Here is a 26,323-nt window from a genome sequence, read left to right on the forward strand (position 1 = left end):
GTTATTAGCTCCTTTATAAAATATTCTGTCCAACCGCTCGCTCTACTTGATCTTGAATCATTGATTTACCGATTCCCAAAGTTCCTTGGTGATTAGGAATAAGCACGATTGCAGGGATGATTTTCTCCTCATAACGCTTGATCGTATCTGGAACAAGTTGAGCGAACTCTTCCGTGATATAAATGATCCCATATTCTTCTTGTGCCATCTCATCAATTTTTTGACGAATCAACTTTTTGTCTTTCCTTACAAAGGTATCAAAAGCAAAAATCCTGAACGGCAAGATCGAGTCTTTATCACCGATTGCACCAATTTTATGTGCCATAGGTCACACGCATCCTCTCTCTGATCTGCTCTTTTGATAAACCAACTTGTTTCCCTGTAATAATCAATCGTAAATTCTTCACCTCGATTGACTTCGCATTTAATAAGGCTAATACTGGCAATGGACCAAACGCTTGAGTTTGTGCAATTTCGTAAAGCTCTGTCAAACAATCATCACACACGCGCTCTAATTCTGTTAAGTCTAAAGTGTTCTCTTGAACAATCGGTACAATGATTTCACCATAGACAGTCGAGCATAAATAGGCTGTTAATTGCTCTAAACTGGTTTCTATATAAGACAATAATTCTACTTTAGGAATACTGCCTCGACTAGACAGAACAGTTGACATAAAATTGCGAGTTCTATTCTGCTTGATTCCCCGCGCTGTCATCAAAATATTGGTAAAATCAATAAAGCTGATTACTTCTGCTACCAATTCAGGCTCTCCGATTCGATCAGCGATTTCACGTTGACACGCTAAATAGTTACGATCCAAAATAATATCGATCCCTTGTAAACTATTAGACTCTTCAAAGTGCTCTCTTACTTCTCGAATACTTTCGAGTATACTCGCCGGAACACCGGTCGCTTGACCATTCCGAATTGCCGTTTTTATTTTCTCAAGCAAATAAAAACCATCAAAAATATATAGTTCATCAAAATTTTGATTTAATAATTCTGCTTTGAGCAATGCTTTAAGGTTATGAAAAGTTGAACGCATAGTGTAGATCCAAATTACATTTTGATCTGGAACTAATGGGACTAGCTCCATTAATAAATCTGATTGGGCTTGGCTTAAAGCTTTTTCAAAATCCGCAAAGAAATCCACTGTTAAATAGCTTCCGTAGATAGTTCCTCTCAAAAGCTCTTCTAGTTCCTTCAAGTCTACAGACTCTAACATTTTTGTCATTTGCTCAGTGGTTAGTAATTCCATTTCTTTCAAACGAATTAGCGGATTCAATTCATGATACGTCATTTGTTTCATGCTATTCCCCCTATTCAAAAAGTCGTTGAGCAAATTGATAACTCTCTCTTGATTGGAATTCTCTTACTATACTTTGATACAGAAAGTTATACTGTACGCCGGCTTTGTCTAGTAAAAAACCCGCTTGACCTGAAATCGAATCGCCACTGACTAATTGATAAGTGAGGACTTCATTTTGTCTATCTAACCATGGTTCATTAAAAATACCTGCCGATTTTTCACCCGCGCTAAAAATCACTTCATCAGATAATTGCAATTTTGATAAGGCATTGGCGGCAAATTCTTGTTGTTCTTCCAGCGGTAATTTTTCCATCTCCATGATTGCTTCGCTAAAAATTCGTTCTAGAATCGCTTGTTTATGGTTAAGAATCACTTGTTTTTGTGAAACGTTCAATCGATTACTGCTTTGCTTATAGCTTTTTTTTAGCTCTGCTAGCTTTTTTTCTAAACGTTTTTGATGATCTACTTCTATTTCCTGTAATTCTGCTTGGTAAGATTGATCGATTCTAGTAATTTCTGCTGACTTTAATTGCTGACGTTCTAACTCACCCTGTTGATTCAATTGCTCAACTATTTTCTCAATTGCTTCCATCAAAAAACTCCTTTTTGACCTTCATTTTCCAAATCCAAAATAAGTCGAGATCACTCATTTAAACTTGTCCGACTAATAAGAATGAAATAACGAAACCTAAAATGGCATAAGTTTCAACCATTGCCGCATAAATGATTCCTTTCGTTGAATGCTTGGGTTTTTTCGCTAAAATTTGAATCCCTGCTGCTGCAACTCTTCCTTGAGCAATTCCCGAGAATAGTCCCGTAAAAGCGATCGGTAATGCTGCTCCTAAGTAGCCTAATCCTTGAACAACGGAAAGATCATTTGATAAATTTGTAAAAATCAAGAACGCAATAACGAATCCATAGAGCCCTTGAGTACCGGGTAATAGCTGTAAAATCAATGCTTGTCCGAATTTTTCTGGTTGACTAGTGGTCAAAGCTGCCGCAGCTTCTCCAGTCATACCAACCCCTTTAGATGAACCAATTCCGGAAAAGATCGTTGCTGTCGCCATCCCTAAAATTGCAAAAATAATCCCGCCACTGTTGCTAATCAAATACTCCATCATTGTTTAAAACTCCTCCAATTATTTTTCTTGTTTGATATTTACATATTTTTCTTCGGTTTTTAATGGACGGAAAGCCCGGCCGCCACCTTCATAAAATTTACCGAAAAATTCTACGTACTGTAGTCGTGCCCCATGAACATAAGCTGACAATAAGGATAAAAAGATATTCAATCCATGTAATACCACCATCAATAAAATTCCTACACTAAATCGAGCGATGGGCGGCATATAACTTACTAGCATATTAAAAGCAGCTGCAATACTCCCTCCAGAAATCCCAAGTGCCATCAAACGAGTGTAGCTGACCAAATCACCAATGTACCCTGTAATTCCATAAAGGTTGTAGGCCCCCGAAGCTAGTCCTTGAAGCTTTGATTTTGATTGAAACATCGGCATAATCACGACCAGCAATGCGCTGAAGCTAGCAAGAACAACTCCCACCGTAAAAAATGCTTGACTATGCATAACTATTTTTCCTAAGCCGCCAACAATAGTCCCTGTTAGGATTCCTTGCCACGCAAAGCCATCAGAGATAGCTCCAAGATAATTTTTAACTTTGATCTTTTCGCGAGCAGCTAGTCCTAAGCCAATAAAAATTTGAATAACACCAAAAATAATCGATAAAATCAAGATACTGATGACATCATTACTAGTGGAAAGGAGTGGCTGATAACTAAATGAAAAGCCAAAAAAGGAATTATAGATCAATCCCCACAACATAGTTGGTACAGCTAAAATTTGGAAAAATTGCATAAATCGTTCCATTACTCGTGGGAGCAGTGTGCGTAATGCGATTGTCGTTACTACTAACATCAGTGCCCCATACCCTGCATCAGCCACCATCATGCCAAAAAATACAAAATAGAAGGGCATGAACCAAGGTGTTGGATCAACTTCATGATACTTTGGCAAGCTATACATTTCTGTTAACATCTCAAATGGTCGAACAAAGCGATTGTTCTTTAATTTTGTCGGAATCTCTTCCTCAATTTCAAAATCCGATGGCTCTTCAATCTCAATATAGAAATTCGTTAGATCTACTGATTCTGCTAAAAAAGCTTTGAGTGTTTCGAACATTTCTGTTTCTATCCAACCTTGTAAAAGAAATACGCGTTCATTTTTAATAAAACGATGATAAATAAGCCAGCGATTTTTTTTTGCCAATAAGATTTCTTCTGCTAACTCTAACTTTTCAATCATGACTTTTTTTTGTCCAATCAATCGAGTCAACAGCTTCTGTTGCTCAATTAATTCAAGTGATGCCTGCTGGATTTCTGCCAATTTTTCTTTAGGTAATATAGGCAAATCATAATGAAACGAATTGATGCTAAACTGCCTAATCAACTCCTGAACAAGCTCATTTTTTTCTCGCAGATACAGCAACCCAAAATGAATCGTTTGGTCATCGCTATGAATCACTTCATAATAAATTTGTTGCTTTTTCATTTGATGTTCGACTCGTTCCCATGCTTCAGGATCACCGCTGCCTAAAAAAAAGTTCGTTGAGTAGAGTGAATAGTTTTTTGGAATAAAATCTAAGGATTGCCATTTTTGTAACAGGATCTCTTCTTCTTGTAAGGCTTGTCTTGTCTTTTCGGTTTTCAAAAAATTTTTTTCTAAATCCTGGATATTTATCAGCTCAGCTAAAAAATCCGTCTCATCAAAGGTTTCTTCCAATACTTTTAATGTCTCTTGTCGACGTTTTAAATGAAAGCTTTTTTCCTTACTGCTGCCGTGACGTTCTATAAATTGAATGGCTTCGCTTATCGCCTTTAACTGGTCTTCAATTTTTATCAATTCAGTTTGACTAGCCAAAGGCTCTACCTCATTAAAATAATCTGCCACCCAGGCATTACTGACTATTTGCTGGAAGAGATCTCGAATTTCTACCCCTTGGAATCCTTGAACGGTTGAAAGAATTTTTTCACTGTACCCTTGTGGAGCAATCAACGTCAGCTTGCTCATTTTACTGACTGCCATATTCTGTGATCACCCTTTCGACTATCATTTGAATCATCTGTGATTTTTTTACTGAATACTTTTCCTCCATCTGGCGAGTTTCTACCTCAGCTACCTCAGCAAGTTTTTGCTTTTCTGCTGCTAAAGATTCTGCTAAACTATACGCTTTTTGATCAACCATACTGGAAAAAATCTCTTTTAATTGTCCTTTTTTTATTTGTAATTCTTGTTTTTTAGCTGCTTCATATGAAGCTAAATCACTTTTCAAAGACTCTTTCTTCAACTCATTTTGTTCTTCTGCTATTTTTATTTTTTCCAAAGCCTCTAACACATAACCCCTCCTTTTTGATACAAAAAGAGCGCAAACTTCTAGATCGTTCTTCTCACCCCTTGAAGAACATGATCCTTGAAGCTTGCGCCCAACCATTGTAATTTATAAAAAAATCTCTTTTTCAGTGTAACAAATGTACTAACTAAAAAAAAGACCTTAAAATTCAAAAATAGTTGGTTCTAAAAAAATGGATCTTACGTTCTACGTAATTAAATATTGGTTTTATCTTATTTAAATGTGTTGCTTTTCTAGCATTAGAATAAATCACGCAAAAATATTTTTATTTTACTAGCTAGCGCAATTCTTGCTATCCTTTCTCAACTATGATAAGAAAGAAGTATGATAGATTTTTAGTATCAACGTTTAGAACTAGCGACAATTTAAAGAATAGATTGAATAAAGAGGTGGCCTTTTTGACAAAAGTAATTATCGGTATCGCAGCAAATCAGCATTATCAAAAAAACCAAGAATTTTTTGATCAACAATTTACTTACAGTCCTCAGGGTTTTATTGACGGGATTCATCAAGCTGGTGGTGTCCCAGTTCTATTACCAATCAGTGATCCTGAACTAGCCAGCAATTATATAGCAACTATTGATAAACTATTACTAGCAGGCGGACAAGATGTTTCACCAATTTTATACGGAGAAGAACCCGATCCAAAATTAGGTGCTACTAGTATGGAACGTGATGCTTTTGAGATGGCCTTGATCAAAGAAGCCATCAAACAAAACAAACCTATCTTAGCCGTCTGCCGCGGTACACAATTATTGAATGTGACTTTAGGCGGTACGTTGTATCAAGATTTATCATATTATGAAAATTGGACGGTTAAACACGATATGTTTCCAACTGTTCCTGATTTTGGTTTGCATTCGATTACTGTTAAAGGAGATTCCTCTTTAGCGGCTATTCTGGGTGAAAAAAATCAGGTCAATTCCTATCATCATCAAGCATTGAAAGATTTAGCAGAAAGTCTAGTTCCAATTGCTTGGTCAACAGATGAAGTCATCGAAGCTGTCGAAAGTCGCGATCGCAGCCATAAAATTCTTGGGGTTCAATGGCATCCTGAATTAACACATAAGAACGATCCGAAAGAGCAACGCTTATTTGATTATTTTGTACAAGAATTTTAGTACGTTTAATTTAGGAAAAGCTGACATAAGCGTGTCTTCATGTCAGTTTTTTTATTCTTCATCTACTGAAAGAATTTGTTTTTGACTAACTCCATCTTCTATTTCCCCAGTATCCAACCGGCTAAAATAACTTTTTGTTTCTTTAAAAACAACGGGGCTTAGTAAAATCAATGCCAAAATATTAGGCAAAGCCATTAGTCCATTAACGATATCAGCTAATGTCCAAACAGCCGAGATCGTTAAGTACGGTCCGATAAAAATTGCCGCAATATAAATCTAGCGAAAAATTGTTGAGAATTTTGTATTACCACCAGTCAAATAGCTTAAACAACGTTCAGAATAATAGTTCCAACCTAAGATCGTTGTGAAAGCAAAGAATGATAAACAAATCATCAAAAGTAAAGAAGCGATTGTTTGAGATAGCGGTAATGCTTTAGAAAATGCGTAAATCGTTACAGCTGAACCATCTAATCCGGTTTCCCAAGCACCAGTTAGAATAATTGCCATGCCTGTCATATTGCAAACGATCAACGTATCAATAAAAGTTCCTGTCATCGATACCAACCCCTGTCTGACAGGTTCTTTAGATTGAGCAGCCGCGGCAGCGATTGGTGCACTTCCCAGGCCGGATTCATTTGAAAAAATTCCTCTGGCAATTCCTTTTTGCATCGCGATCATCATCGCCCCCAGTGCCCCACCAGAAGCAGCCCTTAGTCCAAAAGCACTTTGAACGATTTCAACGATCACCATTGGAAGTTTCGTAATATTCAAAATAATCATAAACAGACAAAGCCCCACATAGATCACGATCATTAATGGTACGATGATTTCAGATACTTGTGCGATCCGTTGAACACCACCGATCAACACAACAGCAACGAATACAGTTACTATTACTCCAGTAACGATCAATGCCCATGAATAATTATTGCCAAATAAAGAAACCGCATACATTTTATTGGGATCAAAAAAATTTTCTGCTGCTGAAGTGATTCCATTGATTTGAGCAAATGTCCCGATACCAAATAACCCAACGAAAACTCCAAAAAATGCAAACATTTTTGCTAACCAGCGCCAACGTTCTCCCAACCCATTTTCAATGTAATAAAATGGCCCGCCCAATGCTTTCCCATGATCATCAAATGTTCGATATTTTACAGCTAATAAACCTTCTGCATATTTTGTAGCCATTCCTAAAAAGCCTGCGATTTCTAGCCAAAATAATGCTCCAGGGCCGCCTGCCACAATTGCTGTAGCTACACCGACGATATTTCCAGTTCCGATCGTTGCTGACAATGCTGTGCACAGTGCCTGAAAACTCGTAACATCTCCTTGGCCACCTTCTTCATTTTTTACCATATACTTCAGCGCAAGTGGCAAGCGACGTAGCTGAATGGTCTTAGTCCCAATCGTTAAAATAATTCCGATTCCTAAAATCAATAGAATCAGTGGTGCACCCCAAACGAACGAATTGATCTTTGACAACAAACTAGCCATCGGTTTCTCCCCTTTTTCAAAAATAGTAGCATAGTTTTTTCATTATCCGCTTTTTTATAAAAAACTAAAAAATCAAAATTATTTATTTTATTAAGGATAAAAAATAAATAAAAAAATACTTGCAATGAATCGTTGACCGATTCACTACAAGTATTTTTAAGCGTACTAAAAATTAAAATTATCTGGGTCGCCGCCAAGGCGTTCATTGATATTCAGTCCATCGATTTGTTTTATTTCGTCAGAGCTTAATTCAAAATCAAAAACATCAAAATTTTCTTTGATTCGTTCTTCATGGACTGATTTTGGAATCACGATGATGTCACTTTGTAAATGCCAACGAATGATTATTTGAGCAGCTGATTTATTGTACTTTTTCCCAATCTCAATCAAAGTCGGATTTTCTAAAATCTTACCTTGTCCAAGTGGTGACCACGCCTCTACAGCGATTCCTTCTTGTGCTAAATATTCACGTAAAGGTTCTTGAGTGAACGTTGGGTGCAACTCGATTTGATCGACCATTGGTTTGATTTTAGCAGTCGTCATCAATTTTTCGATATGATGTTGGTGGAAATTAGAGACCCCGATCGCTTTTGCACGACCACTTTCATAGATTTCTTCCATCGCCCGCCAAGAATCATTGAATTTCCCTTCCACTGGCCAGTGAATCAAATAAAGATCAACATAGTCTAAACCTAAACGTTCTAAACTGTCATCAAAAGCTTTCAATGCAGAATCATAGCCTTGATCCGCATTCCAAAGTTTAGTTGTGACAAAGAGCTCTTCACGTTTGATCCCTGATTGACGAATCCCTTCACCAACACCTTTTTCATTTTTGTAAACAGCGGCGGTATCAATCAAATGATACCCATTTTCGATCGCCCATTTAACTGAATTTGTCGCATCAGTTTCTTCTACTCGCCAAACACCTAAACCTAGTCGAGGCATTTCGATTCCATTTGCTAATTTTTTCATTGTATCCATCAAAGTTCCTCCTCATGCAGTTTGTGTTACAACTTCTATTGTGAGAGACATTCCTTCGTTGGTCAAATGATTTGTTTAGTTCCTTTTACGATCATTTCGCATGATTGAAATTGACTGTTTCAATGCACTAAATGTTCCGCCTTCACTATAAACTAAAACATTTGATTTATACAGTTGCGCAGAAAAAATAGTCAATAACAGGGTAAAGATAATCAAAATGCCTAATGAAATCAAAGCACTAGAAGTTCCTGCAGTATTTGACGCCAAACGTAATGGCATACTATAAGAAGATAAAAATGGGATATACGATGTAACTTTGATAATGATATTGGTTGGATCAGAAGCGCCTAAAATTAAGCCTAACATATACCCGATCATGGAAAGATACATCACTGGCTGGATCGCTTTAGCTGTATCTTCCGGTTTGCTGACTAATGAACCGCAAAGAGCAGAAAGGACTGCATATAAAAAGATGCCGATCAACATAAAAGCCATAATAATAAATACGTTGCTGCCTAATACACTTTTGATCGATACATTGTTCATGAAATCTTTAACCATTGGAAAATCTTTGAACTGTCGATACCCTATGACTAATGCTATCCCGTAAATCAGTAATTGTGTCAGTGCTACTAATAAGACTCCTACTAATTTGCCATAATAATGAGTCTTGGCTTTCATACTCGACAGCAGAACTTCCATGATCCTTGTCCCTTTTTCTGAAGCAATTTCTTGAGCAATGATCGAAGAATAACTCATGATGAAAACAAACATAATGATCGTAGTTAAAAAACTAAGGACAAATTGGATGCTTGAATCACCGCCATCACTTTGCATCTTTCCTTGCTCAAAAGTGACTTTATTCGCTGTAAAAGCTGCCGGTTCCATAACTTTTTGAACTTGTGCAGTCGTCAAATTTAATTGACTCGCTCGCATAGATGCTTGCAAATTATTCAGTATCTGCTGTAATTGCGTCTCGGTCGAAGTTCCTAAAGAAGCCTTACTATAAAGTTTTCCCGTAACCTTTTCTTGGCCTAACTTTAAAGTTAGATAAGCGTCAACTTTTTTATCTTCTAATTGACTTTGCGCAGCCTGCTCGCTCGAAATAACCGTAAACGAATAATCTTTGTTTTTTGTTTTAACTAATTCTTCAGCCACGGCAGATTGATTACTGACGATTCCGATTTTATTGATATCATTTGCATCGCCAAAAAAATGCTGCGATAGATAAAAAATTCCCATCACTAAGAAAGGTGCTAAAATCATGATTAAAAAAGCGGCTGATTTAACATTCTTTTTGTAAACATCTTTAACAATGATTCCCATCTTATTCATGTGTGCCACCTACTTTCCATTTAAAGATTTCTTCGAGTGTCGGTGGCTGTTGATTGAACATCGGGATGTACCCATTTTTAGTTGCCTGTTCAAAGATTTCTTTCCCTGCAGACGGATCACTCAATGTGATATCAAAACTGCCATCTTCTTTTTGTAATACTTTTTCAACTCCAGCAAAAGCTGTTAATTCTGTTTTACTCAAAGAAGAATCTAAATATAATTTACTACGACCGAAGGATTCTCTGATATCGTGGACTTTACCATTCAAGACTGTCTCACCATTTCGCAGCATAATCAAGTGGTCACAAATTTTTTCTACATTATCCATATTATGACTGGAAAAAATTACACAAGAGCCTTTCTCTTTCAGTTCAATAATACCGTTTTTCAATAGTTCGGCATTTACTGGATCCAACCCACTAAAGGGTTCATCCAAGATCACTAATTTAGGTTCATGGATCAACGTCGATATCAATTGAACTTTTTGCTGATTGCCTTTTGAAAGAGCTTTTACTTTATCGGTTTTCTTCCCTTTGACTTGAAATTTATCCATCCATTCATCAATTTTTGGTTCAATCTCTTGTTTCTTTTTCCCTCTAAGTGAAGCAAAAAAGAGTAATTGATTCTCGATCGTCACTTTTGGATAAAGACCGCGTTCTTCCGGTAGATAGCCGATCGTATTATAATCTTTTCCTGATAATGGATGGCCATTCCATAAGACACTGCCGGCATCCTTTGATAAAAAATCTAAAATTAGACGAAAAGTCGTGGTTTTCCCCGCACCATTTTGACCAATCAATCCTAATATTTTTCCATCTTCGATCGTAAAGTTCATATCATCTAATGCCTTATACGAACCGAAACTTTTGCTTAAATGCTCTACTTGTAACATTTACTCACTCCTTTGATTGTTTCTAACCTACAACTTTCTCACTATACCTATAATGCATTAAAGCCTTTTCTTAAAATAAAGATAACATACTAAGTAGCTAATAAAAAATAGCGCAATCAATAAACTAGCCATTTGCATGATGACTTCAGATAAAAAACTCCCCGCAACACTCGTTAGTACCAGTGCGATTACTATGAAATAACTTGTGAACTGTAGTGACTTTTTCATGATTTCTACATTACGTTCGTCTGAATTTTTTATTCGCTCTCTTTTGAGCAATTTAGGATCTTTCATCAGTTTTTGATTGCGAATTACGTAAATGAACAGAATTACTGCAATTGCTAATAAGAAGCCACTTAAATAATCTGACGCACGTTGGTTGATTTTCAATTCATAAAAACTTGTTCCTAAAAATAAAATTACTAAACATGTGATCAACATAATAGCTGTTGCTAAATAGTAACGATTGAGTCGTTTTAAGCTTTTTAAATATTCCTGATCTAGTTTTGATAAATCTTGCATTAGTCATCCTCCTCTTCAAAAATAAAAACATCTTCAATTTTTAAATCAAATAATCGCGCAATCTTATAAGCCAAAATCAATGAAGCGTTATAACGACCACTTTCTAATGAAATAATCGTTTGACGAGTTACTTCTAATTTTTCTGCTAGTTCACTTTGGGTGAGTTTACGTTCTTTACGTAATTTTTGAATTCGATTCTGCAATAGAGCACTTCCTCATGTATAGTTAGCTTTACATCTTAAGACAAAAAAAGTATAGCATCCTTTACTTTTTTTGTAAAGGAAACTATACATTATTTTTGTTGCAATTGATTGTGGGTACTTTCAGCTACTGCTTTTGGCAAGCCGACTTTTTGTAATTCTTCGATGGATGCTTCTTGAATATTTTTTAATGACTTGAATTCTTTCAACAACATTTTTTTACGTTTCGGTCCTAAACCATCAATATTATCTAGTTTAGAAGCAAAACTATTTTTGCTTCGTAATTGACGATGGAAAGTGATTGCAAAACGATGGACTTCATCCTGGATCCGCTGCAATAAAAAGAATTCTTGTGAATTGCGCTCTAATGGTACCACGCTTAATTCTGGACCATACAATAGTTCACTCGTTTTATGCTTATCATTTTTTGCTAATCCAGCAATTGGAATATCAATTCCTAATTGATTGGCTAGAACATCTTTTGCCACATCGACTTGGCCTTTCCCACCATCGATCACGATCAAATCAGGGAATGGCAGTCCTTCTTTTAAGACCCTTGAATAGCGGCGATAAATGACTTCTCGCATCGAAGCATAATCATCTGGACCTTTGACTGTTTTGATTTTATATTTTCGGTATTCTTTTTTCGCCGGTTTGCCGTCGATGAATACGACCATCGCAGATACAGGATCTGTTCCCATGATGTTTGAATTATCAAAAGCCTCAATCCGAATCGGTGCTGGAATGTTCATCGCATCCCCTAATTTTTCCACCGCACCGATCGTCCGTGCTTCACTACGACCAATCAAATCAAATTTTTCATTTAACGCTACTTGCGCATTTTTTCCAGCTAGTTTTACTAATTTTTTCTTATCGCCGCGCTGTGGTTGAATTACTTTTGTCTCTAGCAAAGCTTCAACACTCGGTTTATCGATATTATCTGGTATCAACACTTCTTTAGGGATAAAATGCTCATTTTCTTGATAAAATTGACCGATATAAGTCAGAAAATCTTCTTCTGCGTCATTATAAAATGGAAACATTGAAACATCCCGCTCGATCAATTTACCTTGGCGAACAAAGAAGACTTGAACACACATCCAGCCTTTATCGGTTGCATATCCAAAAATATCACGGTCCACTAGATCCGTATTGGTCATTTTTTGTTTCGTCATAACAGTTTCGATCGCACGAATTTGGTCACGATATTCAGCTGCTTTTTCAAATTCCATATCGCTGGCTGCTTGATTCATTTTTTCTTTAAGCTGATCTTGGATCTCCGTATGTCCGCCATTTAAAAATGATTTGATTTCTTCAACCATATCTTTATAGACTTGTGGATCAACATCAAACGCATACGGACACAAACACTGGCCTAGATGATAATACAGACAAGGGGTCTTTTGCGACGGTTTGCATTTTCTTAACGGGAATAGCCGATCTAATAATTTTTTTGTTTCATTGGCTGCATTGACATCTGGATATGGGCCAAAATACAAGGCTTTATCTTTCAATACTTTTCGCGTAATCATCAAACGCGGATACTTTTCATTCGTGATTTTCAAAAAAGGATAGGTTTTATCATCCTTCAACATAATATTGTATTTAGGATCATTTTTTTTGATCAGATTGATTTCTAGTAATAACGCTTCGATATTCGATTCAGTGACGATATATTCAAAATCTACGATTTCACTGACTAAACGTTCTGTCTTCGTATTGTGACTACCGGTGAAATAAGAACGAACTCGATTTTTTAAGATTTTGGCTTTCCCAACATAGATGATCGTTCCATTTTTATCTTTCATCAAATAGCAGCCAGGTTGATCTGGCAGCAATGCTAATTTATTTTTGATTCGTTCGTTCATGCCTTGCTTCCCTTCTGCTAAAAAAGTGTCGAACTTTTTCACACTTTTTTAGCTTTTTCGTTTTTCAAAATGAGCAATCGACAAAAGATGGGTGTGACACTTGTCACACCCATCCAGTATTCTTACATGTGAGCTTGAATTAGCTCTTTTAATTGATCTTTTGTATGAACACCGATCACTTTATCTACAACTTGTCCATCTTTCTTTAAAACAAGTGTCGGAATGCTCATGATCCCGAATGAAGCAGGTGTTTCTGGATTTTCATCAACGTCCATTTTAACAACGCGGAATTCATCTTCATCGTATTCCTCAGATAATTGTTCTAAAATTGGTGCTTGCATGCGACAAGGGCCACACCAAGTTGCCCAAAAGTCGATCAATACAAGTCCGTTATCCGTTTCTTCGCTAAAAGTTTTATCAGTAACTACTTGTGACATGTGTATTCCTCCTATATTCACTTCAAAGAATAGCTTCGAAGTCATCTAATTCTTACTAAAAGTAGTATAGCACGCTCTTTGTATCTGCGCTACTCTTCTGCTTACACTTGTAAACTATTTAAAAGTTACGACCGTTGCGCCGTTTCCACCTTGATTTGCGGGTGCAAATTCAAAACTTTTCACATTTCGATTATTCTTTAAATAATCAATGATACCATTTCTTAAAGCACCTGTACCTTTTCCATGAATGATCCGGACTTGTGCAAAGTTTGCTAATAAGGCTGCATCGATATATTGATCTACTTCTGCTAAAGCCTCTTCATAACGCTTGCCACGCAGATCTAGTTCTGGTTTTACTCGAGCACTTACTCCCCGTTGGACTCCTGTGACAACTCGCTGTTTCGGCTCTTCAATCGGTGTGGTTAAGGTCATATCTTCTTCAGCCACCGTCATTTTTAGGATGCCCAGTTGAACTTGCCAATCACTGTCGCCGACTTTTTTAATCAACGTGCCGCGTTGACCATACGTTTCAACAATCACTTCATCATTTGGTTTAAATTGTTTTTTAGCTTTTGCTTTTTGCAGTACTTTGTTTTTCTTTAATTGTTCATCCTGTTTTAAATCTGCAAGCTGTGATTTCGCATCGATCAATTGATGTTCTTTGACTTGTCCTTGACCATCCAATTGCATTTGACGAATTTCTTTGATGATTTTCTCAGCATTTTCTTGTGCATCACTCACAAGTGTATTAGCTTCTTTACGCGCTTTTTCCATTTCTTTTTCCCGTTCATCAAAGAAGTAAGAATACGCATTTTTCAAATCACGATATAGTTTTTCTGACTCATCGACATAGTGACGAATTTCTAAGTATTCAGTCTCTGTCGCTTTTCTTTGATTTTCTAAATCAGAAATCATTTCATTCAAGTCTTGACTCTCTTCATCAATAATTTGTTTGGCACTGTCAATAATCATTGAATCTAATCCTAAGCGGCGCGAGATCTCAAAAGCATTACTTCGGCCAGGAACACCGATCAATAAACGATAGGTTGGACTTAATGTATCCACATCAAATTCCATGCTGGCATTGATCGTATTTGAACGATTATAGCCATAGATTTTCAATTCAGGATAATGAGTTGTTGCCATGACGTAAGCTGATTTAGCACCGACCGCATCAAGGATCGCAATTGCTAAAGCTGCCCCTTCTTGAGGGTCCGTCCCAGCACCAAGTTCATCAAATAATACTAAACTATGTTCATCAATTTTATCTAAAATCGATACGATATTGGTCATATGAGAAGAGAATGTCGATAAACTTTGTTCAATCGATTGTTCATCACCAATATCCGCAAAGACTTCAGCAAAGATCCCCATTTCGCTTTCCTCAGCCACGGGTAATGGAAAACCTGTTTGCCCCATCAATTGTAATAGTCCCAAAGTTTTTAACGAAATCGTCTTACCACCTGTATTAGGACCGGTGATAACGACGGCTTGGAAACCTTCACCAATCATCAAATCATTTGCTACTGCTTTTTCTTGATCTAGTAGCGGATGTCGCGCTTGTTTGAAATAGACATGATTTTGAGCATTGATTGTCGGAACGATCGCTTTTAGGGCTTTGGCAAAACGTGCTTTGGCATTCATTAAATCAAAACGTCCTAAGACGTAAGCATTATGCAAAATATCTTTTCGCGGCGCTACCAATTCAGCTGACAATTCAGCTAGAATCCGCTCGATCTCAGTCCGTTCAGCAATTTGTTGTTGACGTAGACGATTGTTCAATTCAACGATTTGTTTTGGTTCCATAAATAACGTTTGTCCTGAAGAACTTTGATCATGGACCACACCGCCGAAGACCCCACGATACTCTTGTTTGACTGGAATAACGTAGCGATCATTACGCATCGTAATCAGGCTATCACTTAAATATTTTGCATTTTTCCCGCGAATCAATCCATCTAATTGTTCTCGAATCGTTTGTTCGCTACGACGAATTTGACTTCGAATCGTACGCAATTCAACCGAAGCTTCATCTCGTACGCGACCATCCTCTTCGATCGAACGACGGAGTTTTCCACTTAATTCGGGTAATGTCGTTAATTGTTCTTCCCAAAAATATAAACGTTTAAATTCTAATTCGCTATCTTTTAAATCTTCGATAAAACGAACCAATTCACTCGTTGTAGAAAGGACACGAGAAACTTCTGCTAATTCTAACCCATTCAAGTTTGCCCCGATTTCGATCCGTTTCATATGCGGTTTGATATTGTTTAACTTAGGAATCGGCAAGCCGCCACGCAACCGTTGAACTTTGATCCCGTCTTCCGTTTCCTCGAGCCATGCTTGAACAGTCTCGCTGTCGCTAGAAGGGACAAGTTGACAGATCTCTTCTTCCCCTTGTTCAGTCGTCAAATACTGCTGAATCATTTTCTTCACTTGTTCAAATTCTAATGTTTTTAGAATACGTTCATTCATTTTTTCACCTTCTATAAATAAATAAACCGAAACCTGTCAAGCAGCGTCTCGGTTTTTGCTCTATCCAATAATTTTTGTTACCCATAAATTGTCAAACACTGGACTCAAAACCAGTGAATGTTCAATGATCATCCGAGCTAGCCAACTATTTTCTAGTTGATTTTGGATCAAGACCATCGGTACAAAGCTGACCAATTTCAATAGTAAAAAGATCGCTACGTAGCAAATAAATACTTGGATCACACCTGCGGCAACTCCATCATATTGCGGCAAAATCGTTTCAAATAATAAATTCTTGAAAAAGATTGCAATAAAATGAGTGATCAACCAGCCGATGACTAAAATTGCAACAAAAGCAACGCCCGCATAAAATGCTTGATCCAAATTAAACGCTTGATCAACCGAATAATAGATCATTTTTGATTCGCTGGTCACCGATGGATACGGAACAAATAAATCTAGACCTGCTCCCAAACGTTGATAAAACACCCACGCAGCAATAAATGAAAGGATATAGCCAACTGTAAACACCAATTGATACGCTAGGCCTCTACGATATCCTAAATAAAAGGACAGCAATAATGCAAATAAAATTATCAATGTTAACATAGTTTCCCTCACTTATTTGTTTGCCGCTCTTTTTTGAATCTCACGTTTGCGGTTTTCATTGACGATCTGTTGAGCTTCGACATGATTACGAATCGGTACATCGGCTTTTCCATTTTTACGCATAATTTCTTTGGCTTCCGCTTCGATCGCTTCGATTTTTTTGATGCGATTTTCTAATTCCAAATTATGTGCAGCCTGTCCATCCAATGTCGTTTGTTGTTTTTCTAACTTCATCAAGGCTTCTTGTTTCTTTAATTGATCAGAAACAGCATTGATAGCTAATAAGATTGATGCTTTTTCTTCTGTGATGTCTGGCGATAATGACATGATTTCATTTAACTGTTCATTGATCAAGGCAGTAACCATATCCATATGTTGCTTGGATTCTTGTCCAATGATAGTATAAGTCTGACCGGCAACGATGGCCTTATAGCGATTTTGCGCCATATTGATCAACCTCTCTAAAACATTTTTTACAAAGTACGATGCAACTAAAAATACTAATATATTATATGCTAAAACTTGGCGTATGTACAACTTTGATTAACCAAAAGTAAATAACTTAAAGAAAAGAGCGAAATGATGAGTTCAGCTGTCTTAAAATTAACCAAAACTGAAATTCAAAAATTGAAATCTTATTATGTAGATTATCTGTCTAGCAAAAAAGTCCCTTATAGTGAATTTTCGGCTAAAAAGAACGGAATAAGTATTACCGCCTATACCTCAGGCAAAGTTTTATTTCAAGGAAATAATGCGGAACAAGAAGCAGCTCGTTGGGGCAACTCCGCCACTTCAAATCCAAAGAAAGCCGCTACAAGTAATTTGCCTAAAAACTTTGCTTCACTTGCTGTTTTAGGCAGCGATGAAGTCGGAAATGGCAGTTACTTTGGTCCGCTATGTGTATGCGCTGCTTTTGCTGATAAAGATCATTTAGCCGCGTTGAAACAATTAGGTGTTAAAGATTCAAAAATGCTGACTGATCCGCAGATTCGTCAAATGGCTGTAGCAATCAAAGAATTGATTCCTTATCGCTTGCTCGTCGTTAACCCCGAAAAGTACAATGAGATCCAACCAAAATATAATGCTGTCCGAATGAAAGTTGCTTTGCATAATCAAGCGATCCGCTTGCTGCTATCTGACATCGCACCAACAAAACCTGAAGCAATCTTGATTGATCAATTTACTTCAGAAGCCAATTACATGAAGTACGTGAAACAAGAGGCACAAGCTGTAAAAGAAAAGATCTACTTTATCACTAAAGGCGAGCAATACCATCTTTCTGTCGCTGCAGCTTCCATAATTTCCCGCGCTAGCTTCTTAGAAGAATTAGACAAAGCTTCTTTAGACCTCGGCGTAAAAGTTCCTTCCGGCGCCGGAAGACCTTCTGATGAGCTGGCTGCTAAGCTTCTTCGTCAAGGCGGTATCGAGTTATTAACAAAATATGCCAAACTCCATTTTGCAAATACTGAAAAGGCTCAGAAACTAGTCTAATTAGTTGTAGTAAAAAAAGATCGACAAGCTATTTGTCGATCTTTTTTTATGATTCTCGGTAATACTCCGGTAATTGGAAGCCATACTCTGTTTCAAATAACTTTCCAACTTGAAACAACAAATCTTCCCGACCTCTAGCAGCCATGAATTGAATCCCTAAAGGCAAGCCTTTTTTGGTGACATACGTAGGTAAAGAAATTGCTGGTTGCCCTGTTAAATTAGCTAGTTGAGTATAAGGCGTAATCTGTAAACTTTTATCAAACATTCGATCAACTAGACTTGCTAATTCCTTTTCTGATAGATTAGCCGCAACTTCTAATCCATCACGAATCTCATCACTTTGCAAATCCTCTATGATTTTCGGTGCGGCCGTCGCTGCAGTGGGCGTTAATAATAAATCATATTCTCGGAATACATTCTCCATCCTCATTGTTACAGTATCCCAAAAATTCAGCGCGTTGATATAATGACTTGCTGGAATTTTTTTGCCATATTGATAGATCCCCCACGTCATTAATTCCATATCGTGTTTTTCTGCGGGGCGTTTTAGCCCTTTTTCGATCCCGGCAAACATCGCAGCTGTTTCAGCGCCATTCATCAAATAATAACTACTGATCAACTGCTTACCATCGAAAGGATAAGAAATCAATTGAATCTCATGACCTTGGTTAACTAAAAAATCGGAAGCTTTTTCTACCGCACTCGCTGCTTCAGGAGAAACTTTTGATCCGATTGGTGATTCAATCAAAACTGCGATCTTCAATTTTGTTTGTTGTGCGGCTTGTTTATGTTGCCACTCATTTTGTGTAGCTTGATAGGGAGCACTAGTATCAATCCCGCGCATCCCATAAAAAAGTTTCTCGGTATCACGCATTGAAACAGTCAAAGCAAAATCAATCGATGCGCCTTGCCACCCGCGCATACCATTAGGACCGACAGGCATCGTTCCGCGACTTGGTTTCAATCCAATCAACCCACAGAAAGAAGCTGGGATCCTAATCGAACCGCCGCCATCGCTTGCTCCTGCAATCGGAACAATTCCAGCAGCGACTGCACTGGCGGCACCACCACTTGAACCGCCAGAAAAATAATCTAAATTCCATGGGTTTCTAGCGGGGCCATAAATTTTGGCATCAGAGATATTCTTAAACCCAAATTCTGGCGTATTAGTTTGAGCAAACGGAATCAAACCATTTTTGATCAGCTGCTGTGTATAATCGCTCGTTTGCTTTGCATGATTTTCTAAAAATAGACGTGAACCCGAAGTACTTAACCAATCTTTTTTTTCTTGTCCTAACATTTTCAATGGGATCGGCAAGCCAGCAAAGGGGCGTATCAAAACTTCTTTTTGTTCTTGGTACTCAGCGACTGCGTCCTGTTCCATCGTGGCAACAAAGGCATTTAATACTGGATTTTGTTTCTGTGCCTTTTCTTCGATCGCAGCTAATAGTTCTTGGAAACTAATTTCTTTGCTTCTTAATTTTTCAGCCCAATAAGTTCCGTCTCTCAAAATTCGCACCCCACTTTTTGCCTTATTATCACAAAATTTTCCAAAGAATACTAGCAACAGAACTCAAAAAAAAAGAAGTTGGATAAACAGTTCCTGTATCTGTTTATCCAACTTCTATTAACTAAACTTTTTTAAGACGTCTTGTTCTGGGACATGTGTATAAGAACACTCGCGTTCTTCCACAAAAATATTATATGAATGATATCCGTTATCAGACGCATGAGCAAAATTAGCTAATTCGATCACGCCGGTTAAGACATCATTCGCGACTTTGAATTGCACATTATCATTCAACGAAAATTTCGCAGGTGGCATATATCCCATAATAAACACATCCTATCTATTTTATTCTCCACTTATTAAAAATCAATAACCGATTGAATTAATTCTATATTTTACTCTAAACCTTTAATAAATCAAGTAAAAAGAATAATTTTTAGTTATTCAATCAGCGATCACGCTTATGATTTTTTGTTATATCAAAAAAGGATTTATCTTTAAAGATAAATCCTTCATCTCATTAAATATACTTCTGTTGAAAATAGTGTTCTAACCGGCGTTGAAGATGACCGATTCCGATGCACAGCAACCAATAAATCAAAGCGACCAAAATATACATCGATAAGTAGTCAAACGTTCGACCACCAATAATTTTAGCCTTTTGAAAAATATCAGGTACAGTGATCATGGCTGCCAATGACGTTCCCTTTACTAGATCCATCGCTACATTGCTTAGCGCAGGAACTGAAATCCGTAAAGCCTGGGGCAAAATAATATAACGCATCGTCGGAAAGAAACGATTTCCTAATGCATACGCAGCATCCCACTGGCCGGCGTTGACACCTGCGATCGATCCTCGGTAGATTTCACCGATAAACGCACTGCTAGTCAAGCTAAAACAAATTACTGCTGCCAACACGGCATTTAATTGGTACGGCAAGCCAAAATAGAGTAAAAATAATAACACCAGTGCTGGAGTCCCTCGTAAAAAAGATAGATAAAAGCGGACGAACCATTGAACTGGCGGTATCGGAAGATAATTTAAGACAGTCATCATTATTCCTAAAAGATTTCCCAAAAAGAAGGCTGCAAAACTGATTCCAATCGTATATCCTAATCCGCTCAATAAAAACGGAATAGAATCGATCATTAATGAAAAATCAAGTGTTGGTATATACATTATTCCGTTGGAACTTTCTCACTAACTTCTTGTTTCGGTTTAACAGAAACATTCGTACCAAAATATTTTTCTGAAATCTCTTTTAGTGTTCCCTCTTTTTTTAATTCAGTTAATGCAGCATCTACTTTTTCCTTTAATGATTGATTCTTTTTATTGAATAAAAACCCAGTAGAATTCGCATTAAAATAAACATCTTCTAAAATTTTAACTGGAATATCTGGCAATGCACCAATGGACATTTTTTGTAAATAGTAATCATTCAAAATCACATCTGTACGACCATTCGCTACGTCTGTCAGATACTGATCGTTGGTTGCATTATCATAAGTGACCGCTTTGGCTCCATATTTTTCTGCGATTTTCATATAACTAGTGTTTGGTTCACCCGCTGCTTTTTTGCCCTTTAAGTCTTCTAATGAATGGATACCGGAATCATCGCTTGTTCTAACAATCATACTATCAAATGAATATTTGATTGGCGATGACAATGAGAATTTTTTACTACGTTCTTTCGACATCCCAAAATCATTAGCTGCGAAATCAGCTTCTCCTCGATTTACCGCTGTTACTTGGCCATCGACATTGTATTCTTTAAATTTAATTTTTAGATCTAATTTTTTGGCGACTGCTTTTGCTACATCAATATCGTAACCTACTAATTTGTTATTATCATTATAATAAGAAGATGGGAATAACGTTCCAGAGGTCGCTACTGTTAACTCCTGTTTATCTTCTACTTTTTTCCAACTATCATCACTTGCTGATTGTGTATTTCCACAAGCAGTTACTACTAGACCCGCTACTACCAATAATAAGCCTACCCACCATTTTTTCACGCTTTATTCCTCTTTTCATTAACTAAAATTTCTTTGTTACTAGCTCTTTATAGCATATTAAAAACGGTTACCTGTAGAAAGTTGCTCATGAAAAACAGTCGATAATACAGAGGATAATCCTTAACAATTGTAATAGAACAAACTATAAATAAAAAAACACATCGAATATTTTTCGACATGTTTTTTCGTTCTTACTATAGATATTGATTATTTCTTAACGTGATTTTTTTTATATCTTCCACTGTCTGGGTTCCTGCCAATTGCATCACCATTTCTAATTCTTTTTTGAAAAATTCAAAGACTTGCTGCACGCCGGTTGCTCCACCTAAAGCCAAACCATAGATGACTGGACGGCCGATTGCAACTAGATCAGCACCACATGCCAAAGCTTTAAACACATGTTGCCCACGACGCACACCACTATCGAAAACAATCGGCGCACGACCAGCAACTGCTTCCGCTACATATTGTAAAGAATCGAAGGCTGCCGGTCCACCATCTAATTGACGACCGCCATGATTTGATACCCAAATTCCTGTAGCACCAGAACCCAATGAGCGTTCCACATCTTCTTCTGATTGAACACCTTTAACATATACAGGTAATTCCGACTGTTTAGCAATAAATTCGACATCTTTTGGACTTAATTTTTGTTTTGAAGAACCGTAAACAGCATCCATTGTTTGTCCGATCCCGGACTGATAGGCTTGAACGATCGGCATTGCTAATGGAAAAGTGAAACCATTTCGGCGATCGGTTTCACGATTTCCACCAACAGTTGCATCTGCAGTCAAAACGATTGCTTTCGCACCATTACGTTTGGCTAAAGCTAAAATATCTCGATTGATCCCATCGTCTTTACTCATATAAAATTGAAACCATTGAGATGCTTCAGCTCCGCCTGCTTCACGAATTTCTTCTAAAGTACATGAAGCGTATGAACTTGCCGTATAGATTGTTCCAAAACGAGATACACCTTTTGCTGATGCTCGTTCAGCTGCAATATTAGCCAAACCATGAGCTGCGACTGGCGCCATAATAATTGGTGCCGCTAAACTTTCACCAAAATAATCCGTTGTTGTATCAGGTAGCTCGACATCGCGTAATACATGCGGAATAATCAATTTATGATTAAAAGCCCTTTCATTTTCTTTATAGGTAAAAATATCTCCTGCCCCACTGCTAATATATCCGTATCCACCTTTAGGTATGACTTCTTTTGCTGCTACTTCTAAGTCATACATATTGATAAAATCGATCATACCTTCAGCTGTACTTGCTTGATATATTTTTTCCATTAAAATCCCTACCTTCAAATTGATAACGTTTACAAATTTTATGTTACGCTACCAATCCTTTTGAGACAAACGATTTGTTTACACTACATTTTCAAGCACATAAACAATAAATATTCATTTTTTTTGAGCAAAAAAGCTTACCTCCAATATTAGAGGTAAGCTTTTTAACTAATTACTCTTCTTCTTCAGTCATGAATGTATTGAATACTTCTTCAATCATATCCCATTCAGCATCTGTTTCAATTTGTTGTAAGTCACCTTCACTGCCGTCCTCGTTTTCAACGTAAGCGTAAGCTTGTAATTCTACATCTTCATCTTCAGGTGCTCCTGCTGGATAAAGTAACACATAGTTACGGTTAAATTCTTCTTGACCATCGATCGTCAAAAGAATTTCATAAAGGGTTTCATTTCCTTCATCATCTACTAAAGTAATTAATTCATGTTCGTGATCATGGTCATGTGTGTGTTCGTGTGCCATTGTCATTCCTCTTTTCTAAAATTTGCTGCTTGTGCGATCAAGATAGTTTTGTAAAATCATGACTGCCGCAAGCTTGTCTATTACTTTTTTACGTTTTGAACGTGAAACATCTGCTTGTTCAACTAACATTCGTTCTGCCTGAACTGTCGTCAGACGTTCATCTTGAAATTCAATAGGTAAACCAAAAAGCTCCTTGATTTGTTCCGCATAAGCCATTGAAGCTTCGGCACGCGGGCCAATCGTATTATTCATGTTTTTAGGGAGACCTACTACAAATTTAGTTACTTTGTACTCTTTGACCAGTTCGCCTAAGCGATCAAAACCAAATTCTTCATTAGCCTCATCGATTCGAATGATTTCTACTCCTTGTGCGGTCCAGCCGAAAGGATCACTGACTGCGATGCCGACGGTTTTTGAACCCACGTCTAATCCCATCACTCGCATCAAACGTTAATACCATGATCTTTAAGATAGTATTTCACTAAAACTTCCATCACTTCATCACGTTCGTGACGACGAATCAAGTTTCTTGCATCTTGATAACGAGGAATATAGGCAGGATCGCCTGATAATAAATAGCCGACGATTTGGTTGATCGGGTTGTAGCCTTTTTCAGCTAATGCATTGTAAACGATCGTCAATGTCTCACTGATCTCTCTTTTATGATTATCATCAAAATCAAAACGGACTGTTTCATCTGTGTATCCCATTTTCTCACACCTCTCTTTGAAAGTATCAACAATTATATTTTACTAAAAGAAAACAAAACTTACAAATCTGGCAAGCTCTTAAATCGCTGACTTAACAAAATCTTCCGAATTATTATAACATGATTTCACTTAAATTCGTATTTTTATTAAGCATCTTTTTTTCTTTTAGTCAAAAAGCTCGTTATACTTTAACTAAAAGGAGGACAGCATTATGTTAAAAAGATTTTTTACACTACTTGCCTGTGTGATCGGCGTAGAGTTGGTTGGATCAATCTCAGGCTTTTTTGCCGGTGATATTCCTGCAGTATACGCACAACTAAACAAACCACTATTTTCACCACCGGGAAGTTTGGTAGGAACTGTTTGGATCATTCTATATGCTTTGATTGGATTGGCCTTGTTTTTAGTGATTGACAGCAAGGAAAGGCGCAGTAAAACATTCGCTTATTTACTTTTTGCGATTCAATTAATTCTTAATTTCATCTGGAGTATTATTTTCTTTGGGGCTTCTCATTTTTGGATTGCTTCATTCATCAGTCTCTTTTTATTGATTTCCATTTTATTCAGCATCCGTGAGTTTCGCAGAATCTCAAAAGTGGCTGCCATTTGTTTCATTCCTTATCTCGCATGGGTAGCTTTTGCTACATACCTATCTTTTGGATTAGCTATTCTAAATTAAATTTTATGCTACCAGAATTTTTTTCTGGTAGTTTTTTTATAAAAAAAACTTTTGAGGAATTCCTCAAGAGCTCAAGCGATTGGATTAGTATAGTTCTAAATATTGATCGCGTTCCCACTCAGAAACTGTTTGACGGAAGGCTGCCCATTCCATACGTTTTGCTTCATTGAAGTTCGTATAGATATGTGTGCCCAAAGCATCGACCATAATTTGATCTTCACGCAATGCTTTGATCGCATTGTGGATCGTTGAAGGTAAATCATAGATTTCTGCTTCTTTGCGTTCTTCTTCTGTCATCACATAGATATTACGATCGACTGCTGCTGGAGGTGTTAAGTCATTACGGATACCATCTAGACCAGCTTCAATCAATACAGCCATTACCAAATATGGATTTGCTGCTGGATCAACAGAACGTAATTCTAAACGAGTAGACAATCCACGAGATTCAGGGACACGAATCAATGGTGAACGGTTACGTCCGCTCCAAGCAACGTATACAGGTGCTTCGAAACCAGGAACTAAACGTTTGTAAGAGTTAACGATTGGGTTACATACTGCCGTGTATGCGCGAGCGTGTTTCAATAAACCTGCTAAGAATTGATAAGCAGTTTTACTTAGTTTCATTGGGCCATCTTCATCATAGAATACATTGCCTTCATCATTGAATAAAGACATATTGCAGTGCATACCTGAACCATTGATTCCATAAAGAGGTTTAGGCATAAATGTCGCATGTAAACCATGTTTGCGAGCAATTGTTTTAACGACCAATTTGAATGTTTGGATATTATCACAAGCTTCGATAGCATCCGCATATTTGAAGTCGATTTCGTGTTGTCCAGGCGCTACTTCATGGTGAGAAGCTTCCACTTCAAAACCTAAGCTTTCTAATTCTAGAACGATATCACGACGACAATTTTCACCTAAGTCAGTTGGTGCAAAGTCGAAATATCCGCCTTTGTCATTCAAGTCTAATGTTGGGCTGCCATTTTCATCCATTTTGAATAAGAAGAATTCTGGCTCTGGTCCTAAGTTGAATGATTTGAAACCAAATTCATCCATTCCTTTTAGGACACGTTTTAAGTTTCCGCGAGGGTCGCCAGCAAAAGGTTTTCCATCTGGTCCATAGATATCACAAATTAAACGACCAACTTTTCCATGTTCACTTTCCCAAGGGAAAACCATCCAAGTTGTTAAATCTGGATATAAGTACATATCACTTTCTTCAATACGTACAAAACCTTCGATTGAAGAACCGTCAAACATCATTTTGTTGTCTAATACTTTTTGCATTTGACTAACTGGCACTTCAACATTTTTGATTGTTCCCATAATATCGGTGAACATCAAACGTAAAAAGCGGACGTTCTCCTCTTCAACTATTCGTTTGATATCCTCTTTGCTTAGGTCTCTTTTCGGCATAACTATCTAATCCCTTTCTCGCACTTCGTTTTTTTTATATTCC

At 37.3% G+C, this 26,323-nt stretch carries 28 protein-coding genes, 1 pseudogene and 1 other annotated feature; of the genes and pseudogenes, 3 read left to right on the forward strand and 26 right to left on the reverse strand.

Annotated elements, in window-relative coordinates:
* Positions 1-13: 13 nt before the first annotated feature.
* The 6 genes from ACQKTA_RS04765 to ACQKTA_RS04790 form a co-directional block, all read right to left on the reverse strand.
* Positions 14-325 carry a V-type ATP synthase subunit F gene (locus ACQKTA_RS04765; RefSeq protein WP_427814381.1) on the reverse strand — a complete coding sequence of 104 codons (312 nt, stop codon included), beginning with the start codon at positions 323-325 and terminating at the stop codon, positions 14-16.
* Positions 315-1,301: a V-type ATPase subunit gene (locus ACQKTA_RS04770; protein WP_427814508.1), complete on the reverse strand. Its 987-nt coding sequence runs from the start codon at positions 1,299-1,301 to the stop codon at positions 315-317. The genes ACQKTA_RS04765 and ACQKTA_RS04770 overlap by 11 nt, the downstream gene beginning before the upstream one ends.
* A 19-nt stretch (positions 1,302-1,320) precedes the next feature.
* Complete coding sequence (locus ACQKTA_RS04775; protein ID WP_427814382.1) at positions 1,321-1,902, reverse strand: hypothetical protein; 582 nt, start codon at positions 1,900-1,902, stop codon at positions 1,321-1,323.
* 58 nt (positions 1,903-1,960) lie between these two features.
* Complete coding sequence (locus tag ACQKTA_RS04780; RefSeq protein ID WP_427814383.1) at positions 1,961-2,431, reverse strand: V-type ATP synthase subunit K; 471 nt, start codon at positions 2,429-2,431, stop codon at positions 1,961-1,963.
* Between the two features lie 18 nt (positions 2,432-2,449).
* The gene (locus ACQKTA_RS04785) at positions 2,450-4,411 is read right to left on the reverse strand and encodes a V-type ATP synthase subunit I (RefSeq protein ID WP_427814384.1); all 1,962 of its coding nucleotides are present in this window, start codon (positions 4,409-4,411) and stop codon (positions 2,450-2,452) included.
* On the reverse strand, positions 4,398-4,817 hold the full coding sequence (locus ACQKTA_RS04790) for a hypothetical protein (protein ID WP_427814385.1): 420 nt from the start codon (positions 4,815-4,817) through the stop codon (positions 4,398-4,400). The genes ACQKTA_RS04785 and ACQKTA_RS04790 overlap by 14 nt, the downstream gene beginning before the upstream one ends.
* Positions 4,768-4,815: a sequence feature (sodium ion sensor (DUF1646 type); this cis-regulatory element may regulate processes involved in with the transportation of sodium ions), on the reverse strand. (Overlaps the previous gene by 48 nt.)
* 317 nt (positions 4,818-5,134) lie before the next feature.
* Here ACQKTA_RS04790 and ACQKTA_RS04795 point away from each other — a divergent pair.
* Positions 5,135-5,857, forward strand: coding sequence for a gamma-glutamyl-gamma-aminobutyrate hydrolase family protein (locus ACQKTA_RS04795; RefSeq protein ID WP_427814386.1), 723 nt, complete (start codon positions 5,135-5,137; stop codon positions 5,855-5,857).
* Between the two features lie 51 nt (positions 5,858-5,908).
* Here ACQKTA_RS04795 and ACQKTA_RS04800 read toward each other — a convergent pair.
* The 11 genes and pseudogenes from ACQKTA_RS04800 to zapA all read right to left on the reverse strand — a co-directional run bounded on the left by ACQKTA_RS04800 (position 5,909) and on the right by zapA (position 17,120).
* Positions 5,909-7,354, reverse strand: a pseudogene (locus ACQKTA_RS04800) (alanine/glycine:cation symporter family protein).
* Between the two features lie 165 nt (positions 7,355-7,519).
* Complete coding sequence (locus ACQKTA_RS04805) at positions 7,520-8,335, reverse strand: aldo/keto reductase (protein WP_427814387.1); 816 nt, start codon at positions 8,333-8,335, stop codon at positions 7,520-7,522.
* Positions 8,336-8,410: 75 nt separating this feature from the next.
* On the reverse strand, positions 8,411-9,670 hold the full coding sequence (locus ACQKTA_RS04810; protein WP_427814388.1) for an ABC transporter permease: 1,260 nt from the start codon (positions 9,668-9,670) through the stop codon (positions 8,411-8,413).
* Positions 9,663-10,562, reverse strand: coding sequence for an ABC transporter ATP-binding protein (locus ACQKTA_RS04815; RefSeq protein WP_332653915.1), 900 nt, complete (start codon positions 10,560-10,562; stop codon positions 9,663-9,665). Before ACQKTA_RS04815 ends, ACQKTA_RS04810 begins: the two co-directional genes overlap by 8 nt.
* Positions 10,563-10,619: 57 nt before the next feature.
* A complete protein-coding gene (locus tag ACQKTA_RS04820) occupies positions 10,620-11,084 on the reverse strand; it encodes a hypothetical protein (RefSeq protein WP_427814389.1) in 465 nt (154 codons plus the stop codon).
* A complete protein-coding gene (locus ACQKTA_RS04825) occupies positions 11,084-11,287 on the reverse strand; it encodes a helix-turn-helix transcriptional regulator (RefSeq protein WP_332580270.1) in 204 nt (67 codons plus the stop codon). Before ACQKTA_RS04825 ends, ACQKTA_RS04820 begins: the two co-directional genes overlap by 1 nt.
* Positions 11,288-11,376: 89 nt before the next feature.
* Complete coding sequence (gene uvrC / locus ACQKTA_RS04830; protein ID WP_427814509.1) at positions 11,377-13,152, reverse strand: excinuclease ABC subunit UvrC; 1,776 nt, start codon at positions 13,150-13,152, stop codon at positions 11,377-11,379.
* Positions 13,153-13,274: 122 nt separating this feature from the next.
* Positions 13,275-13,589: a thioredoxin gene (gene trxA, locus ACQKTA_RS04835; protein ID WP_071858470.1), complete on the reverse strand. Its 315-nt coding sequence runs from the start codon at positions 13,587-13,589 to the stop codon at positions 13,275-13,277.
* Between the two features lie 114 nt (positions 13,590-13,703).
* Positions 13,704-16,064 carry an endonuclease MutS2 gene (locus ACQKTA_RS04840; protein ID WP_427814390.1) on the reverse strand — a complete coding sequence of 787 codons (2,361 nt, stop codon included), beginning with the start codon at positions 16,062-16,064 and terminating at the stop codon, positions 13,704-13,706.
* Between the two features lie 60 nt (positions 16,065-16,124).
* Complete coding sequence (locus ACQKTA_RS04845; protein ID WP_427814391.1) at positions 16,125-16,673, reverse strand: CvpA family protein; 549 nt, start codon at positions 16,671-16,673, stop codon at positions 16,125-16,127.
* A gap of 12 nt (positions 16,674-16,685) precedes the next feature.
* A complete protein-coding gene (gene zapA, locus ACQKTA_RS04850) occupies positions 16,686-17,120 on the reverse strand; it encodes a cell division protein ZapA (protein WP_407855678.1) in 435 nt (144 codons plus the stop codon).
* Between the two features lie 135 nt (positions 17,121-17,255).
* On the opposite strand from zapA, the gene rnhC reads away from it, so the two are divergent.
* Positions 17,256-18,164 carry a ribonuclease HIII gene (rnhC, locus tag ACQKTA_RS04855; protein ID WP_427814392.1) on the forward strand — a complete coding sequence of 303 codons (909 nt, stop codon included), beginning with the start codon at positions 17,256-17,258 and terminating at the stop codon, positions 18,162-18,164.
* Positions 18,165-18,210: 46 nt separating this feature from the next.
* On the opposite strand, the gene ACQKTA_RS04860 is transcribed toward rnhC, so the two are convergent.
* From ACQKTA_RS04860 to ACQKTA_RS04895, 8 genes are all read right to left on the reverse strand, one after another.
* The gene (locus ACQKTA_RS04860) at positions 18,211-19,674 is read right to left on the reverse strand and encodes an amidase (RefSeq protein ID WP_427814393.1); all 1,464 of its coding nucleotides are present in this window, start codon (positions 19,672-19,674) and stop codon (positions 18,211-18,213) included.
* A gap of 117 nt (positions 19,675-19,791) precedes the next feature.
* Positions 19,792-19,998 (reverse strand): hypothetical protein, encoded by a 207-nt coding sequence (locus ACQKTA_RS04865; protein WP_332580277.1) that lies wholly within the window; start codon positions 19,996-19,998, stop codon positions 19,792-19,794.
* Between the two features lie 196 nt (positions 19,999-20,194).
* Complete coding sequence (locus ACQKTA_RS04870; protein ID WP_332580278.1) at positions 20,195-20,854, reverse strand: amino acid ABC transporter permease; 660 nt, start codon at positions 20,852-20,854, stop codon at positions 20,195-20,197.
* The gene (locus ACQKTA_RS04875) at positions 20,854-21,663 is read right to left on the reverse strand and encodes a transporter substrate-binding domain-containing protein (protein ID WP_427814510.1); all 810 of its coding nucleotides are present in this window, start codon (positions 21,661-21,663) and stop codon (positions 20,854-20,856) included. Before ACQKTA_RS04875 ends, ACQKTA_RS04870 begins: the two co-directional genes overlap by 1 nt.
* A 221-nt stretch (positions 21,664-21,884) precedes the next feature.
* On the reverse strand, positions 21,885-22,988 hold the full coding sequence (locus ACQKTA_RS04880; protein WP_427814394.1) for an alpha-hydroxy-acid oxidizing protein: 1,104 nt from the start codon (positions 22,986-22,988) through the stop codon (positions 21,885-21,887).
* A 172-nt stretch (positions 22,989-23,160) separates the two neighbouring features.
* On the reverse strand, positions 23,161-23,466 hold the full coding sequence (locus ACQKTA_RS04885) for a DUF1292 domain-containing protein (protein WP_332580281.1): 306 nt from the start codon (positions 23,464-23,466) through the stop codon (positions 23,161-23,163).
* Between the two features lie 15 nt (positions 23,467-23,481).
* Complete coding sequence (gene ruvX / locus ACQKTA_RS04890) at positions 23,482-23,910, reverse strand: Holliday junction resolvase RuvX (RefSeq protein ID WP_332580282.1); 429 nt, start codon at positions 23,908-23,910, stop codon at positions 23,482-23,484.
* On the reverse strand, positions 23,910-24,176 hold the full coding sequence (locus tag ACQKTA_RS04895; protein WP_071858535.1) for an IreB family regulatory phosphoprotein: 267 nt from the start codon (positions 24,174-24,176) through the stop codon (positions 23,910-23,912). Before ACQKTA_RS04895 ends, ruvX begins: the two co-directional genes overlap by 1 nt.
* Positions 24,177-24,387: 211 nt before the next feature.
* Here ACQKTA_RS04895 and ACQKTA_RS04900 point away from each other — a divergent pair, with 211 nt between their 5' ends.
* Positions 24,388-24,855, forward strand: coding sequence for a TspO/MBR family protein (locus ACQKTA_RS04900; RefSeq protein WP_427814395.1), 468 nt, complete (start codon positions 24,388-24,390; stop codon positions 24,853-24,855).
* A gap of 84 nt (positions 24,856-24,939) precedes the next feature.
* On the opposite strand, the gene glnA is transcribed toward ACQKTA_RS04900, so the two are convergent.
* Positions 24,940-26,280 carry a type I glutamate--ammonia ligase gene (glnA, locus tag ACQKTA_RS04905; RefSeq protein ID WP_332580285.1) on the reverse strand — a complete coding sequence of 447 codons (1,341 nt, stop codon included), beginning with the start codon at positions 26,278-26,280 and terminating at the stop codon, positions 24,940-24,942.
* Between the last annotated feature and the right edge of the window lie 43 nt (positions 26,281-26,323).

Origin of the sequence: Enterococcus sp. 22-H-5-01 (genome assembly GCF_050310005.1) — a bacterium.
Taxonomy (GTDB): Bacteria; Bacillota; Bacilli; order Lactobacillales; family Enterococcaceae; genus Enterococcus_A; species Enterococcus_A hailinensis.

Bases quoted from the DNA above. Each gene is read 5' to 3' on its own strand.
- ACQKTA_RS04765 (WP_427814381.1), bottom strand. From the start codon at position 325: ATGGCACATAAAATTGGTGCAATCGGTGATAAAGACTCGATCTTGCCG.
- ACQKTA_RS04770 (WP_427814508.1), bottom strand. From the start codon at position 1,301: ATGACGTATCATGAATTGAATCCGCTAATTCGTTTGAAAGAAATGGAA.
- ACQKTA_RS04775 (WP_427814382.1), bottom strand. From the start codon at position 1,902: ATGGAAGCAATTGAGAAAATAGTTGAGCAATTGAATCAACAGGGTGAG.
- ACQKTA_RS04780 (WP_427814383.1), bottom strand. From the start codon at position 2,431: ATGATGGAGTATTTGATTAGCAACAGTGGCGGGATTATTTTTGCAATT.
- ACQKTA_RS04785 (WP_427814384.1), bottom strand. From the start codon at position 4,411: ATGGCAGTCAGTAAAATGAGCAAGCTGACGTTGATTGCTCCACAAGGG.
- ACQKTA_RS04790 (WP_427814385.1), bottom strand. From the start codon at position 4,817: ATGGTTGGGCGCAAGCTTCAAGGATCATGTTCTTCAAGGGGTGAGAAG.
- ACQKTA_RS04805 (WP_427814387.1), bottom strand. From the start codon at position 8,335: ATGGATACAATGAAAAAATTAGCAAATGGAATCGAAATGCCTCGACTA.
- ACQKTA_RS04810 (WP_427814388.1), bottom strand. From the start codon at position 9,670: ATGAATAAGATGGGAATCATTGTTAAAGATGTTTACAAAAAGAATGTT.
- ACQKTA_RS04815 (WP_332653915.1), bottom strand. From the start codon at position 10,562: ATGTTACAAGTAGAGCATTTAAGCAAAAGTTTCGGTTCGTATAAGGCA.
- ACQKTA_RS04820 (WP_427814389.1), bottom strand. From the start codon at position 11,084: ATGCAAGATTTATCAAAACTAGATCAGGAATATTTAAAAAGCTTAAAA.
- uvrC (WP_427814509.1), bottom strand. From the start codon at position 13,152: ATGAACGAACGAATCAAAAATAAATTAGCATTGCTGCCAGATCAACCT.
- trxA (WP_071858470.1), bottom strand. From the start codon at position 13,589: ATGTCACAAGTAGTTACTGATAAAACTTTTAGCGAAGAAACGGATAAC.
- ACQKTA_RS04840 (WP_427814390.1), bottom strand. From the start codon at position 16,064: ATGAATGAACGTATTCTAAAAACATTAGAATTTGAACAAGTGAAGAAA.
- ACQKTA_RS04845 (WP_427814391.1), bottom strand. From the start codon at position 16,673: ATGTTAACATTGATAATTTTATTTGCATTATTGCTGTCCTTTTATTTA.
- zapA (WP_407855678.1), bottom strand. From the start codon at position 17,120: ATGGCGCAAAATCGCTATAAGGCCATCGTTGCCGGTCAGACTTATACT.
- rnhC (WP_427814392.1), top strand. From the start codon at position 17,256: ATGAGTTCAGCTGTCTTAAAATTAACCAAAACTGAAATTCAAAAATTG.
- ACQKTA_RS04865 (WP_332580277.1), bottom strand. From the start codon at position 19,998: ATGGGATATATGCCACCTGCGAAATTTTCGTTGAATGATAATGTGCAA.
- ACQKTA_RS04870 (WP_332580278.1), bottom strand. From the start codon at position 20,854: ATGTATATACCAACACTTGATTTTTCATTAATGATCGATTCTATTCCG.
- ACQKTA_RS04880 (WP_427814394.1), bottom strand. From the start codon at position 22,988: ATGGAAAAAATATATCAAGCAAGTACAGCTGAAGGTATGATCGATTTT.
- ACQKTA_RS04885 (WP_332580281.1), bottom strand. From the start codon at position 23,466: ATGGCACACGAACACACACATGACCATGATCACGAACATGAATTAATT.
- ruvX (WP_332580282.1), bottom strand. From the start codon at position 23,910: ATGCGAGTGATGGGATTAGACGTGGGTTCAAAAACCGTCGGCATCGCA.
- ACQKTA_RS04895 (WP_071858535.1), bottom strand. From the start codon at position 24,176: ATGGGATACACAGATGAAACAGTCCGTTTTGATTTTGATGATAATCAT.
- ACQKTA_RS04900 (WP_427814395.1), top strand. From the start codon at position 24,388: ATGTTAAAAAGATTTTTTACACTACTTGCCTGTGTGATCGGCGTAGAG.
- glnA (WP_332580285.1), bottom strand. From the start codon at position 26,280: ATGCCGAAAAGAGACCTAAGCAAAGAGGATATCAAACGAATAGTTGAA.